16 protein-coding genes are annotated in these 13,342 nt (G+C 34.0%); 8 read left to right on the top strand and 8 right to left on the bottom strand.

What is annotated here, in order from left to right; genetic code table 11:
* Positions 1-15: 15 nt before the first annotated feature.
* From HCJ50_RS01065 to HCJ50_RS01055, 3 genes are all read right to left on the bottom strand, one after another.
* Positions 16-330: a lmo0954 family membrane protein gene (locus HCJ50_RS01065; RefSeq protein ID WP_185346424.1), complete on the bottom strand. Its 315-nt coding sequence runs from the start codon at positions 328-330 to the stop codon at positions 16-18.
* A 230-nt stretch (positions 331-560) separates the two neighbouring features.
* Positions 561-785, bottom strand: coding sequence for a hypothetical protein (locus tag HCJ50_RS01060; RefSeq protein WP_185346426.1), 225 nt, complete (start codon positions 783-785; stop codon positions 561-563).
* A gap of 94 nt (positions 786-879) precedes the next feature.
* Entirely contained in the window at positions 880-1,338 is a 459-nt protein-coding gene (locus HCJ50_RS01055) for a DUF4064 domain-containing protein (RefSeq protein ID WP_185346428.1), read from the bottom strand.
* 156 nt (positions 1,339-1,494) lie between these two features.
* On the opposite strand from HCJ50_RS01055, the gene HCJ50_RS01050 reads away from it, so the two are divergent.
* Together HCJ50_RS01050 and HCJ50_RS01045 are read left to right on the top strand one after the other, a co-directional pair.
* On the top strand, positions 1,495-2,316 hold the full coding sequence (locus HCJ50_RS01050) for an alpha/beta hydrolase (protein ID WP_185346429.1): 822 nt from the start codon (positions 1,495-1,497) through the stop codon (positions 2,314-2,316).
* A gap of 19 nt (positions 2,317-2,335) precedes the next feature.
* Complete coding sequence (locus HCJ50_RS01045; protein WP_185346431.1) at positions 2,336-3,247, top strand: alpha/beta hydrolase; 912 nt, start codon at positions 2,336-2,338, stop codon at positions 3,245-3,247.
* Between the two features lie 8 nt (positions 3,248-3,255).
* Here HCJ50_RS01045 and HCJ50_RS01040 read toward each other — a convergent pair whose 3' ends face one another.
* Positions 3,256-4,302 carry an AI-2E family transporter gene (locus HCJ50_RS01040; RefSeq protein ID WP_185395439.1) on the bottom strand — a complete coding sequence of 349 codons (1,047 nt, stop codon included), beginning with the start codon at positions 4,300-4,302 and terminating at the stop codon, positions 3,256-3,258.
* A 117-nt stretch (positions 4,303-4,419) separates the two neighbouring features.
* Between HCJ50_RS01040 and HCJ50_RS01035 the strand changes: the two genes are divergently transcribed.
* Both HCJ50_RS01035 and HCJ50_RS01030 read left to right on the top strand, forming a co-directional pair.
* Positions 4,420-5,106, top strand: a complete 687-nt coding sequence (locus tag HCJ50_RS01035; protein ID WP_185346434.1) for a FadR/GntR family transcriptional regulator — start codon at positions 4,420-4,422, stop codon at positions 5,104-5,106.
* On the top strand, positions 5,106-6,323 hold the full coding sequence (locus HCJ50_RS01030) for a CynX/NimT family MFS transporter (RefSeq protein WP_185346436.1): 1,218 nt from the start codon (positions 5,106-5,108) through the stop codon (positions 6,321-6,323). The genes HCJ50_RS01035 and HCJ50_RS01030 overlap by 1 nt, the downstream gene beginning before the upstream one ends.
* Positions 6,324-6,520: 197 nt before the next feature.
* Here the strand turns inward: HCJ50_RS01030 and HCJ50_RS01025 are convergent, their stop codons facing one another.
* The 4 genes from HCJ50_RS01025 to fri all read right to left on the bottom strand — a co-directional run bounded on the left by HCJ50_RS01025 (position 6,521) and on the right by fri (position 9,013).
* On the bottom strand, positions 6,521-6,748 hold the full coding sequence (locus tag HCJ50_RS01025) for a DUF3006 domain-containing protein (protein WP_185346438.1): 228 nt from the start codon (positions 6,746-6,748) through the stop codon (positions 6,521-6,523).
* Between the two features lie 9 nt (positions 6,749-6,757).
* The gene (locus HCJ50_RS01020) at positions 6,758-7,888 is read right to left on the bottom strand and encodes an MBL fold metallo-hydrolase (RefSeq protein WP_185346440.1); all 1,131 of its coding nucleotides are present in this window, start codon (positions 7,886-7,888) and stop codon (positions 6,758-6,760) included.
* A gap of 114 nt (positions 7,889-8,002) precedes the next feature.
* The gene (locus HCJ50_RS01015) at positions 8,003-8,305 is read right to left on the bottom strand and encodes a HesB/YadR/YfhF family protein (protein ID WP_185346442.1); all 303 of its coding nucleotides are present in this window, start codon (positions 8,303-8,305) and stop codon (positions 8,003-8,005) included.
* 237 nt (positions 8,306-8,542) lie between these two features.
* Positions 8,543-9,013, bottom strand: a complete 471-nt coding sequence (fri, locus tag HCJ50_RS01010) for a non-heme iron-binding ferritin Fri (protein WP_185346450.1) — start codon at positions 9,011-9,013, stop codon at positions 8,543-8,545.
* A 189-nt stretch (positions 9,014-9,202) separates the two neighbouring features.
* Here fri and HCJ50_RS01005 point away from each other — a divergent pair, with 189 nt between their 5' ends.
* The 4 genes from HCJ50_RS01005 to HCJ50_RS00990 all read left to right on the top strand — a co-directional run bounded on the left by HCJ50_RS01005 (position 9,203) and on the right by HCJ50_RS00990 (position 13,319).
* Positions 9,203-11,005 (top strand): HSP90 family protein, encoded by a 1,803-nt coding sequence (locus HCJ50_RS01005; RefSeq protein WP_185346452.1) that lies wholly within the window; start codon positions 9,203-9,205, stop codon positions 11,003-11,005.
* Between the two features lie 11 nt (positions 11,006-11,016).
* Positions 11,017-11,979: a hypothetical protein gene (locus HCJ50_RS01000; RefSeq protein WP_185346453.1), complete on the top strand. Its 963-nt coding sequence runs from the start codon at positions 11,017-11,019 to the stop codon at positions 11,977-11,979.
* Between the two features lie 109 nt (positions 11,980-12,088).
* Positions 12,089-12,838 carry an SMI1/KNR4 family protein gene (locus HCJ50_RS00995; protein WP_185346455.1) on the top strand — a complete coding sequence of 250 codons (750 nt, stop codon included), beginning with the start codon at positions 12,089-12,091 and terminating at the stop codon, positions 12,836-12,838.
* A gap of 16 nt (positions 12,839-12,854) precedes the next feature.
* On the top strand, positions 12,855-13,319 hold the full coding sequence (locus HCJ50_RS00990; protein ID WP_185346457.1) for a low molecular weight protein-tyrosine-phosphatase: 465 nt from the start codon (positions 12,855-12,857) through the stop codon (positions 13,317-13,319).
* Positions 13,320-13,342: the final 23 nt, after the last annotated feature.

The raw sequence follows: 13,342 nt of genomic DNA, 5'->3' as shown, positions 1-13,342 counted from the left end.
TTTTTTCTCCTCCAATTATTTATTGTATGGGTAGTCAAAGATATCATCATTTTTTTTAGGTTTATTTTTATTTCTAGTTAGGAAGTAAATAATTGCGCCAATAATCACGACAACCAAAATTCCTTTTAAGTTAGCTAGAATAATCAAGGCACCAACGCCGATTAAAACTCCATATAAGATTTTCTCTCCTAAAGAACGTGCTTCGAGAAGTTTCTTTAATGACCAAAAGCCTAGTACTGCACCAATTGTTGCCATAATTGCTGGCCATAGTACTATAAGTATCATTGAAATTAGTAAAACTATTAATACACCGATCAAAATTGCTCTCAATACGTCTACCTCCTTACTTCCAAGAGTAGCTAATTTATCTTTCTTTTATTACTGTACTTATCATAACGCTATGTATCAACTTGAAGAACCCGCTGTAGAAGGAAATCCACCTACAACCTGAGTCCTATTATCTACTTAAAGGATAACATATTTTCATGACAATTAGGAAACATTCCAAGTAAAAAACAGTTTGCCTCTTGCGAAACACAAGAAACAAACTGTTTTAAGGACTATTTAATTTTTTCTTCATATTGGATGGATGAAACCCCACCTTCTGAAACCATGTTGGCTTCTTCAAGTTCCGTTTCTGAAATATCTGCTTCCTCATAGCGCGACCTAATATCATTTACTTCATCAAAAGGGGTAGGTGGCTGTTGTTTTTTCACCACATAAACCGCTACACAGGCAACCACCCCAGCAATTGTTCCAGCAATAATACCAACTTTACTTTTCACACTATCAACCTCCTCTTGAAATCCTCTATATTATTCCCTAAAAAAAGAAAGGCAAAACAAAAAGGAGCTGGAAATTCCAACTCCCTCTTTCTTGCTAAAAATGTAAATAGTTGCTTTTTGGTTTGCGAATAAAACAAAGCATTGCTGCAACTACAAAGATTAATGCTGGGAAAAAGCCTATTAAAACAGTTGAAACAAGCGATACAATTCCTGCTAATAAGAATAAAAAACCAGATAAAACGGGCTTTTTGTTATTAACAATGTAGAATATACCAACTATCCCAAGAATTAAAGTGATTATTCCACCTGATAAAGCTACCCACGACAACGTATGTACAAAATCCAATACTCTATCAGCATCTGGAATTTCACTTTTTGGAATATCCCATTTAGCCATTGTTTGATAGTAATTATTATAATAAGTAGTTAATCCTTCATTGGCTTTAGAACCATTTACCATTAAAAATCCTATAGTAGCAATTGCAGCTTGCATTAATACACTAAAAACTAGACCAATAATAGCAAGTACAACTTCACCTGTTCGTTTAATCATTCTAAATGCCTCCGTTTCTTCGCTTATTTTTACAGTATACTATATGTGTTCCTGAGAATAAACCATTAATTTTACAGAAAAAGAAGACCAATCGTGCGTTTTTAAGTAAAAAAATGTATAATTTGTTCATAACGAAATATAAAGGGGCGTAAAATAATGCTAAAGCGTGTGTTCTTCTCCATTATCTTACCACTAGGCTGTTTAGTTGGAGCACTATTTATACTATTAACCATCAATACTTCCTATCCAAAAGCAGCACAAGACACCATTCCTACGATTTTTATTCATGGTTATCGTGGTACCGATCGCTCACTTCATGGAATGATACGTCGCTTTGATCAAAAATATGATTGGGCAAAAGAGACATTAACTGTAAATGTAAGCCCTGACGGAAATATCTCGACTACAGGTACATATGATAAATCAACAAAAAATCCACTTATAAATATTGTGTTTGAAGATAATCGGGCAACTTTACCACAACAATCTATGTGGACGAAAAAAGTTATGTCCTACCTACACCAAAACTACGAAATCAAAAAATTTAATGCAGTTGGTCATTCGATGGGCGGGGGCGCTTGGGTAGCTTATTTAGCAAGTTATGAAAAAAACAATTCCTATCCACAAGTAAATAAAATTGTATTTCTAGCTGTACCATTTTATCCAGAAGAGTATGTCAACGGAGATCAACAAGTGGATATTAAAAATGCCAACAATGTGCATACAAAATTTGCTGAAAAAATGGCAAAAGTATTGCCTACTAATACAGAAATTATGATTATTGGTGGAAACCTAGAAGATGGTTCTAATAGTGACGGAGAAGTTAAATTAGATAGTGTGCTATATGGTCAAAAATTATTTGCACATCAAAAAGTGACTACTCATGTAATTAAAGGACCACAAGCAACCCATAGTAGCATGCATGAATCTACTGTTGTAGATAAATATGTTGGCTCATTTTTATGGGGGCAGAAATAAAAGTTAAAGGAAGTTTATTATGAAAAAAATTATTATCGGAATTATGATGCTTGCCGTAATTATTACTGGTTTTGGTGTGATATTCCTTCATTTCGAACCAACTAAAAAGAATGCAAATCTAAATACAGCAACTGCTGAGACAAAGAAAAAAGAAACAGCTACTAAAGAGACAACATCTACAACAGAAATAGCTATACCAACACTTTTTGTTCACGGCTATTCAGGTACAGCAAACTCACTCGGAGGGATGATTAATCGCTTTGCAAGTGACGGAGATGTGACAAAATCACTAGTTATGACAGTAGCAACTGATGGTGAGATTTCGACAACAGGTACTTATGATAAATTTAGCCACAACCCTACCATTCAAGTTATTTTTGAAAATAATAAAAGTTCGATGGTTAATCAAACACTATGGATAGAAAGCGTTATGAAAGAACTGAAACATAATTATCACATTGAAAAAGTTAATGCGCTTGGTCATTCCATGGGAGGCGTGAGTTTAACTAACTATATTGAAAAAACAGGGAATGATACAGCTTATCCGGTTATTGAAAAGCTTATTTTGATAGGTGCGCCGCTAAATGGGCTAGTCATTGGTGATAATGGTATTACAGCTTATGACTTAACAGAAGATGGGCCAAAGCAATCTTCTGAACGCTATAGCAATTTTATCAAGAATAAACAAAATATCCCTTCTCAGTTAAATGTTTTAAATATTGCCGGTGATACACTGGATGGGACTAAAAGCGATGGTAGTGTTTCGGTTGCAAGTGCTCTTTCTGGTAAATTTATCTTTGAAAACCAAGTAGCCAGTTATGAAGAGAAAGTTTTTACTGGAAAAAATGCTGCTCATAGTAAACTCCACGAAAATAACGATATTGATACAATGGTAGCAGAATTTCTTTGGAAAACAGAAAAAGTAGATTAAGCACTCGCTTAATCTACTTTTTTCTTACGCCCAAATATCGTTCGTTTTTCTTTGTCCTCTGCATTTCTCACATCTAGAATATCTAATAAAAATACAAATACTGGTATCCCTACAATTAATCCCCATACGCCGAAAAATGTTTCAGAAAAAATTAATACGATAAACGTATAAAAGACGGGCAAATTAGTTTTGGAAGACATTAGCTTTGGATTCAAAATATAAGTTTCCACTGCATGAACAATCACAACTGTAATTAAAATGTAGAAAACATCTTGAAATCCACCAACGGAATATCCAATAAGAACGAGCGGTATACAAGAAATGATAACTCCAGCTACTGGAATTAATCCAAGAACAAACACCATTATAGAAAGACTTAATAATTGCGGAAAATCCATTAAATATAACGCAATAGTTGTAATAACTGTATTTACAAGTGCAATCATTAATTGTGCCTCTAGTACCACTCCAAAAGTGGAAACAAATTTCTTTCCAAAAAATGCTGCTTCTTTAAAAATAAAGCCAATCTTACTTGATAAAAATTGTCCAGTAAAAGAAGCGACACGTTCTTTTTCAAGTGAGAAAAATAAACTTAGTATTAGTGCTAAAAAGAAAGATAATCCAATTGATCCTATCCCTGAAAGCGAAGCGATGATAAAGTCAACGCCAGTTTGTAAGTATTTTTGAATATTAGATTCTTTTAAAAATCCAATTATCCAATTCACTACCGGATTATCACTTGGATTATTATAAATTTTCACTAACGAATCCACTAATTGAGAAATTTGATCAATTAATATTGGTAAAAAATGAACGATTGCTATATACAAAAATATTGCAACTAATGTGTATAAGACAATCACGATTAGCTTTCTTGGTATTCGCACTCTTTTTAAAATCACATTTTCAAGTCGAGTAACTAAAAATGCAAAAATAAAGGTTAACAAAATTAAATCAATCATACTTCTTAGTAAGTAGAGTACAATTCCAAGCAAAATAAACACAAATACCCGTTTTGCCGTGTTATTCGCTTTAAATCTTTCTAACCAATTCATCTTCTCACCAGCCCTTTTCTTTCTCTATTCTATCATAATTCAAAAAATAAGGTTTACAAAAACTTTATTCCTATGTAAAATAGAACCAATCATCCTACCTTTAAAGGAGTGAATATTATGGTAGAAAAACTAGCACGCAAATCGCTAGCTGAACAAGCTTATGAACAAATAAAAAGTGAAATCACTAGTGGTACTTGGAAAATTGGTGAACGTATTCCTAAAGAAGCTGATTTAATGACTCAATTTGGTATTAGTCGAAATACACTTCGAGAGGCTATTCGCGCGCTTGCACATATTGGACTACTTGAAACGAAACAAGGCGATGGTACTTTTGTTAGAAATGATAGTGAACTTAAAGCTATTATGCAAAAACGTGTTCGGGAATCCTCTGTTCAGGAAATACTGGAAATTAGACATGCGCTTGACCGGGAAGCAGTTATTTTAGCCTGTTCACGCCGCACAGAGCAAGATTTACAATCATTAAACCACTATCGCGAACTTTGTATAGAGGCTAGTAACAAAAAAGATATTTCTATGTTTATAAAAGCAGATACAGCCTTGCACTTAGCTGTTGTAAAGGCGGCTCATAATCAATTATTGCTTGATATGTATGCAAATATTTTAGAAGAAATCCAGTTTTCCATTACAAGTACAACAGATATTAATCCAAGCGAAAATAAGCATCATGGTCACACTGCACTTATATCTGCCATAAAAGAACAAAACAAAGAACGAGCAGCCTATGAAGTAACGGAATACATCACCTACTTCCAACAAGTTGCTATACAGAATGGAGAAAAATAATGAATGTTGATTTAACAGAAGACAAAATCCTTACTCGATCAAGTAAGGTAATGCTTATTATCGGTATTATTTTAATTGCTGCAAATTTACGAACACCTATTACTTCAGTTGGTCCACTGATGGGGCTAATACAATCTGATTTACATTTAACTAACACTATGGCAGGTTTGCTTACGACTATCCCACTACTTGCATTTGCCGGCTTATCACCATTTGTCTCTAAACTAAGTCGCTCTCTAGGAATTGAGGTGCTCCTTTTCATTGCACTTTTAACGCTTGTTATTGGTAGTTTTCTTCGTCCGTTTGGTGGCACCGGAAACTTATTTATAGGTACTTTTCTCATAGGTCTAGCAATCGCAGTTGGAAATGTACTTTTACCTAGTTTAATAAAAAAAGAGTTTCCGTTTAAATTAGGATTAATGACAGGGGTTTACTCTATTTCAATGAATTTGTGCTCGGCAATTGCTGCTGGATTAACAGTTCCGATTGCAATGAATAATCCCTATAATTGGCGCGGAAGTATGATTTTTTGGGCATTACTGGGAGTTTTAGCGTTTGTTTTTTGGCTACCTCAATTAAAATTCAACCAAAAAAACACTGTTAAAATAGCTTCTCACTTAGCGACAACTTCTGTATGGAAATCTCCACTAGCTTGGAAAATTTCTTTATTTATGGGTTCACAATCAGCCATTTATTATATTTCGATTGCGTGGTTACCAAATATTTTAGCAGAGCAAGGTTTATCAAATACGTCCAGTGGATTAATGTTGTCGCTTATGCAATTTGCTGTAATGCCTGTGACTTTTATTATTCCGATTATTGCTGGTCGAATGAAAAATCAGCAGTTACTTGTTGGTATTTCTATCTCATTATTTCTATTAGGAATTTTCGGGATTATGTTTGCAAATGGGAATCTAATTATTTTGTCACTAGTTATTATTTTATATGGAATTGGTTCGGGGATGGCTTTTAGTCTTTCGATGATGTTCTTTAATTTGCGAACAGCAAGCGCTGCCGAATCAGCAGATTTATCAGGAATGGCACAATCTATTGGTTATTTATTTGCCGCTTCTGGTCCAATACTTTTTGGGACACTGCATGATATTCTCGGTAGTTGGCAACCAACCTTATATGTTCTAATTGGTATTTCCCTATTAATGCTTTATTGTGGTCTAGATGCTGGCCGAAATAAATTTTTATTTGCGCACAAAAATTAAAATTGCACATAAAAAAACTAGTGCGGAAAAAGGGAGTAAACCGCACTAGCAAAAAGGGAGTTTGGGATTTTCATTCTAAAAAGGGAAAGAAATGAAAATGTTTTGCTTGTTGTTAGCTTATACATATAATAACTTTTCTAAAAAAGAATGCGCTGAAAGACAAATGATAATTTCATGAGATTTCAACAAAGTTTTTCTCAGTTTTTTTTTCGTAGTTTTTCAAGTTTTTCGGCAATACGTTTTTTCATATCGGCTGTTTCTTGGGGTTGTGTGATTATTTCATTAGTTTCTGAAATAATCACTACATCTCCTTCTTTAATAGTTGGAGCTAATTTATTTTTTTCGACCAACCATTCTGTATTATTTGGTTCTAGTAAAAAAACTGCTTTTCCATCCTCTATTCTGTCCAAAATCGCTTTTTTCAAACTAATCACCTACTTTGTCACAGCAATGCCTTGTTCTTTTATCTGTCTCACTATTCCATCGCCAATGCCGTTAATTTTTTTTAAATCATCCAATGTTTGATATGGCCGCTCTGCGATGATTTTATCCGCAAGCGCCGGTCCGATTAATGGCAGTAGTTCCAATTCTTCTTCTGAGGCAGTATTAATATTAATTTTTTCTGGTAATTCTTCTGAAGTGGCATCTTCTGTTTTTTGTGTTCCTTCTTCATTATTGTAGCTACTTCCTGGTTTTGGTGTTCCATTTTTTTCCGTTTGAACATGAATTTTTTCACCGTCTGTTTCAATGGTTACAGTCCCATTTACATCGGTTCCGTAAGTAGCAATTTTTCGATCTTTTAGCCATTCTAATACTTCTACATGTGGGTGACCGTAGCTGTTTGCAAGTTCAGCGGAATAAACAGCTACTTGTGGTTTAATTTCATCTAAGAAGTAGGGTTGATTCGATGTAGAAGAACCATGGTGACCTAAATCAAGAATGTCTGCTTTCAAATCCTCATCGCTTTCAACCATTTCTTTTTCACGCCCTTTTTCCGCATCACCAGTAAAAATGGCTGAAATATCTTTATAAGAAATTTTTACTGCAATAGAATCGTTATTGGCATCATTTTCTAACTTATCTGGGCTAAGAACGGTTAAGTTAAATGGTCCAAAAGTTGCTGTTTCACCCCGCCTTGGTTCTTTATAAGTGGCATCAGAAGCAAGCGCTGCATCAATCACTCTTTCATATATACTACTCGAAAAAGCTAGCCCATCCATCCAAATCTCTTTTGGTTTATATGTAGCAATTATTTTATCCGCATTTCCAATATGATCGGCATGCGGGTGTGTTAATAGCAACAAATCTATCTTTTTCACATTGGCTTCTTTCAAATAGGTCAATATTCGATCATCATCTTGTCTACCTGTATCAATTAGGATGGTCGTCCCATCTTCTGCTTGAATAAGTGTGCTATCACCCTGTCCAACATCAAAAAATTGGAATTCAGCTCCTGTTAATGACTTCTCTGTTACATTAGATGTTTTTTCTGGCTGTGTTGAAAAACTACAACCGCTTAGAAATAAAGCGATTAAACTCATACATATTACTAATTTCTTTGTCATGCTATTCCTCCTGCTCTCTTAGTAGAATAGCAAAACCCCGTAAAACAGTAAAGGCTTTTTAAAATAAAAACCGTATGCAATCAACTTGATTACATACGGCTATTTATGTGGTGGTCATTTCACTTTTTCTTTAAAGGAAAATGATACTTCTTCGGTTTTTGGTTCATAGTCGATTTTCCAATCATGATCTTTAAAATACCAATAATCATGATCTTCAATAAAGAAGGTTAAATCTTCTTTTTCTTCGGCCACTGCTGCTTCTTGCGGTTTTTCGGCGGTTAAACCAATAGAGAAACCAGGGTGCAAGGAACTATTGGAACCACCATATTTCGCAAAAAGTCGGATTCCATTACCATCTGAAACATCAAACTCATCATGAAACCATTTATTTGCTTGGTCCGTTACCTCGATATTCATACGCTCACTCCTCGTTCCAAATTTTTGTACAGAATTTTCACTTTATGTTACTAAAGAATAGCAGATTTTTCGTCTGATTTCACTTTTTCTGCTTTTTGTTATGAAGTTTATATACCTCTTTCTGCTATTATCTAAACCAAATTGTATTAAAACAACTTAAAAATGATAATATTGTACTATAACAGATAAAATAAAAAAACTGTGCAGAAATAAAATTCCCGCACAATCTTCACTTTTTTATTCTAATGGTGCTTTACCTAAGAATGCTTTAAACATCCAAATATGTTTATCGATACTTGCCTTAAAGGAAATCAACATATCATTTGTGACATTATCGCCTTCTTTGTCAGTCAGCTCAATACCTTGTTGATATTCATCTCTAAGTAATTCTAATGTCCCAACTAAATCTTCCATTAATTGATCCATTGTTTTTGGTTTTGTATAAGGAGCTTCTTCTACACTTGCATTTTCTAAAAACTCTTTCAAAGTAGAGAATGGACTGCCACCGATTGCAATTAAACGTTCTGCTACTTCATCCATTTGCTCTCCAAATTCGCTATATAAGTCATCCATTTTTTCATGTAACGTAAAGAAATTATGACCTCGCATATACCAATGGATTTGATGGATTTTTACTGTAAATACATTTAAATTTGCTACCTGATGATTCAAAAATTCCTTTGTGTCTACTGAGTTAATTGTTTTCATAATACTTCCTCCTTATTTATAATCGTTACTACTTAATAATTATTATAAACTACTTTCTTTCCCATGTCTAGTGTGGAAACCATCACAAAGTATTTACCACTGCTAAAAATTATTAAACATTTTTCAGCATTCTACTACTCTCTTATGATAAAATAAAAACTAGACTTAATCAATTAGGAGGCAGATAGAATGGATTATTCACACCGTTTTCAAGTGAATTTAGCTGGTATGATTGATATACTCTCTAATCACTTATATGATGAAAAAGATGTATATATTCGCGAAATATTGCAAAATGCAACAGATGCAATTAGAGCTAGAAAAAAGATAGAGCCCGAATTAGAAGGGCAAATACATGTTTCTTTATCTGGTGAGACAGACGAAAAAACATTAATTGTAGAAGATAATGGTATTGGTTTAACGGAAGAAGAGGTGCATGCATTCCTTGCGACTATCGCTAATTCTTCTAAAGGCGAAAAAAAATTTGAAGGTCAAAGCGCTAATGATTTTATTGGTCGCTTTGGGATTGGTTTACTTTCTTGTTTTATTGTAAGTGATGAAATTGTGATGATTTCTACTTCGAAAAAAAATAACGAAACAACAGAATGGCGCGGAAAATCCGATGGAACCTACTCTGTTCGTATATTAGATACAGAATCGCGCGAACCTGGAACACAAGTATTTTTACGCCTTAGAGCTGATTTAGAGGAACATCCAGAATGCGAAGAAACTCCGTATTTAATTAATACACTTCGAAAATATGGTTCCTCTTTAGAAAGTACAATATTAATAGAAAAAAATGGTTTTGAAGAAAGTATCAATGGATGGACTAAACAATTTGCTAATAAAGAGACTTTACATCAACTTCCGAGAGAACAAATTATTCGTTACGGAGAGCAAATCCTTGGAACCCGTTTTAATGATTATTTTTTAATTGAAAATGAGTCTGGTCGGACTTTTGGTATTGCATATATGATTCCTTATACTGTTCAAATGAATGCTGTTCGCAAACAAACTGTATTTTTGAATAATATGTTTGTTACAAGTGAAGCGAACAATGTCTTACCTGATTGGGCATTCTTTGCTGAATGTATACTCTGGACGGATGAACTTCAACCTGTGGCTTCTAGGGAATCGTTTTATAAAAATGAACGGTTAACTGCTGTGGCAACAGAACTAGGTGTAGCACTTAAAAAAGGTATTGAAACATTACCAGAAAAAGCACTAACGAAATTACTAAATACGCATTATCTAGGTTTTAAAGCACTTGCGAGTGAAGATATCCCATTTTTAACACTGATTTATCCTTATTTAACTTTTAAAACGTTAAATGGGGAGGAAAAGCTAGCAGATATTTTGAAAACTGAAACTACCATTTATTATACTTTTTCAGTAGATGATTTCAGACAAATGTCCGATATTGCTCGTTCAAGCGGATTGACCTTAATAAATGGTGGCTACTCTTATGATACGCCTATTTTAGGAACTTTGAATCATTTGCTCGATCAAACAAATTTTGTTTTAATTCAACCAGAAGAATTGACAGATAAGCTCTTACCAATGACGCTTGAAGAAGAGTCTGCTTATCAATTAATTTTGAAAGAATTAAACCAAATGATGATGGAATTTGATGCAGATGTCGCTATTAAACATTTTGAACCCAATAACTTACCAATTATTTTTATTCATTCAGCTGCTACACAAGCATCTCGCGAAATGGAACGAGCTGCGGAAGAGACGAGTTCTGTTTTTAGTGATATTTTAGAGAGCATTCAAAAAGAACAGACCCCTGCCCCACTTGCGCATCTGTATTTAAACCTAGACAATGAATTAATTAAACGACTTTTTACATCTGGTAAATCTATTGATGAACTAAGTGTTATTGTAAATGTACTGTACATTCAATCATTGCTACTTGGACATTATCCACTTAAACGAAAAGAAATGGAATTAATGAATCAAAATCTAATACGCATTTTAGAATTACTTTAGGAGGGAAATATATGAGTTATTTAGAAGATTTAGAAATGGCATGGCAAATGGAAGATGATGCAGAAAAGATTAAAGTATTAGAAAGAGCCATTGCGAGCGCAGATATGTATAATGATGTGGATAATGCAATTGAAGCACGCGAAATGCTCATTGATACTTGTTTAACTGCTGGTTTCCCCAAAAAACAACTACAAGCTTTTAGTTGGTTAGTAAAGAAATGGGAGGATGACGAATCAATTATTGATCTTTATTCCTTTTTTTGGAAATACAAATGGATTAGTGAGCATGTTCCAACATTTGACGAGATTTCTAAAGAACAAGTAGATAATCTTTTGTTGGATATGAAAGCCAAATTTGAACAGCAAAATTATTCGCTTCGTCCATACTATAAAGTTACGACGCTTGCAGCCATGCGGATGGGTGATACGAAAAAAGCAAAACAATACTTTGAAAAGTGGCATTCAACCAAAGCTGATTACTTAAATGATTGCCCTGCTTGCGAAACAAATGATCAAGTACACTATTATTGTTTTACTCAGGATTACGAAACAGCAAAAAAAGTGGCTAAACCAATTATTAAAGGTAAACAACGCTGCGCAGAAGTTCCACATTTGACTTACGGTAATATGGCACTTGCTTATTTAGAGTTAGGTGATACTAAAATGGCACAGGAATGTTTTGATAAAGGATATCCGCTTGTAAAAAACAAAAGCGCATTAGTTCCACCACTTGCGAACCTACTTCAATATTTAGTTCGCTCGAAGCAACTTGAAAAAGCACGAGAAGTATTTGATACAAATAAAGAAACAGCCCTTCAAACAGAGAGTGGCTTAGATCGACTTTTATTTCTTCAAGCCGCATATCCCCTATTTGATGCAGAAAAAGAAGCGGAATTAGTAGAGCAAACGGAGGCACTTACAGCTAAATTTGACGCTCGAAATGAAAATAATTATTATAGTAATCGTCTAAAATAAGTTTTTAATACATGATCAGTTAAATCCGATTTTTACGGCTTTACTGATCATGTTTTTCGATTGCGCTTATGACTTTATTTTAGGATAATACAGGAAGGAGTTGAAAAAGATGAGCATTTGGATTGATAATGGAAAACCAGGCATATTAGAGCAAGCAATTCGTACAAAAGAAGCGGAATTAGGTGTCACCTTTCCTACCGAATATCGCGAATTAATCCTAAAGCAAAACGGCGGACTTATTAGAAAAAATCATTTTAAAACAAGCGAGCCTACTTCTTATGGGCTTGATTATGGAGAAATATATTATTTGGCTAGTTTAGATGAATTACTGTTTTCTATTCCGGAACAAAATGATGTGGAGCTAGCTGGCAAACAAATCTTTTTTCATCAAGATGAAGCTCGCTATATTGGTTTTTCTTACACAGATGACCTTCAGAACCCAAGTATTATCTATGTAGAGTTTGAAACTTTACAAACGCTTGTGATTGCAGAAAATATGGCTGATTTTTTAACTCAGTTATATTTTAGTCCCTTTCCAATTGATATGGCAGAACATTTTTCACGTTTCAAATTAGATCAAATACTTGCCTTATGTGATGTGCAAAGAACGCAGCAGTTAATGGAAAGTTTAGAAGATTATCCAGATAAAAACTGGTATCTACAAACTTTAATCACTATTTTACAAAAACAAGCGATTCCGTATAATATGCTCGCTTACCGTTTATTTGAAAATCAATTGCTTTATTTCCGGCGCAAATTAGCTCCTGATTTAGTAGTAACTGTTTTTTCATTACTTTCCAAAAGTAAAGGAATCGATTCAGACGAATTAGATTTATTAAAAAAGGAATGGAATGATTAATAAAGGAGGAAATTTTTTGATAAAAGTAGTATTTGTATGTTTAGGGAATATTTGTCGTTCTCCTATGGCGGAAGGACTTTTCAGAGCTGAGGTAGAGAAAGCTGGACTGAGCAACCAAATTGCAATCGATTCTGCTGCAACTGGTACTTGGAATTTAGGCAAACCACCACACCGAGGAACAAAAGAAATTTTGAAAAGACATCATGTCGATTATCAATTTATGAAAGCAAGAAAAATTTCTGCTACCGATTTTGCCGAGGCTGACTTTATTATTGGCATGGACCAACAAAATATAAGTGATTTAAAAGCACTTGCAAACAACTCAAAAGCTACAATTCGCTCACTAATGTCCTTTGTTTTAGGGGAAGAAGAGAAAGAAATTCCAGATCCTTATTATACTGGTGATTTTAAGGAAACTGAACAAATGGTCACTGCAGGCGTAAAAGCACTACTTGAATACATTACTAAACAACTGGACTAATTTTTTAAGTTACTATGTTTAAA

Origin of the sequence: Listeria immobilis, assembly GCF_014322765.1 — a bacterium.
GTDB lineage: Bacteria > Bacillota > Bacilli > Lactobacillales > Listeriaceae > Listeria > Listeria immobilis.
This window is presented reverse-complemented; position numbering and strand designations above follow the sequence as displayed.

Excerpts from the sequence above, each read along its gene's own strand:
- HCJ50_RS01015 (WP_185346442.1), bottom strand. The coding sequence starts at position 8,305 with ATGAATATCGAGGTAACGGACCAAGCAAATAAATGGTTTCATGATGAG.
- HCJ50_RS01000 (WP_185346453.1), top strand. The coding sequence starts at position 11,017 with ATGAGTTATTTAGAAGATTTAGAAATGGCATGGCAAATGGAAGATGAT.
- HCJ50_RS01045 (WP_185346431.1), top strand. The coding sequence starts at position 2,336 with ATGAAAAAAATTATTATCGGAATTATGATGCTTGCCGTAATTATTACT.
- HCJ50_RS01005 (WP_185346452.1), top strand. The coding sequence starts at position 9,203 with ATGGATTATTCACACCGTTTTCAAGTGAATTTAGCTGGTATGATTGAT.
- HCJ50_RS01030 (WP_185346436.1), top strand. The coding sequence starts at position 5,106 with ATGAATGTTGATTTAACAGAAGACAAAATCCTTACTCGATCAAGTAAG.
- HCJ50_RS00995 (WP_185346455.1), top strand. The coding sequence starts at position 12,089 with ATGAGCATTTGGATTGATAATGGAAAACCAGGCATATTAGAGCAAGCA.
- HCJ50_RS01035 (WP_185346434.1), top strand. The coding sequence starts at position 4,420 with ATGGTAGAAAAACTAGCACGCAAATCGCTAGCTGAACAAGCTTATGAA.
- HCJ50_RS01040 (WP_185395439.1), bottom strand. The coding sequence starts at position 4,302 with ATGAATTGGTTAGAAAGATTTAAAGCGAATAACACGGCAAAACGGGTA.
- fri (WP_185346450.1), bottom strand. The coding sequence starts at position 9,013 with ATGAAAACAATTAACTCAGTAGACACAAAGGAATTTTTGAATCATCAG.
- HCJ50_RS01020 (WP_185346440.1), bottom strand. The coding sequence starts at position 7,888 with ATGACAAAGAAATTAGTAATATGTATGAGTTTAATCGCTTTATTTCTA.
- HCJ50_RS01055 (WP_185346428.1), bottom strand. The coding sequence starts at position 1,338 with ATGATTAAACGAACAGGTGAAGTTGTACTTGCTATTATTGGTCTAGTT.
- HCJ50_RS01050 (WP_185346429.1), top strand. The coding sequence starts at position 1,495 with ATGCTAAAGCGTGTGTTCTTCTCCATTATCTTACCACTAGGCTGTTTA.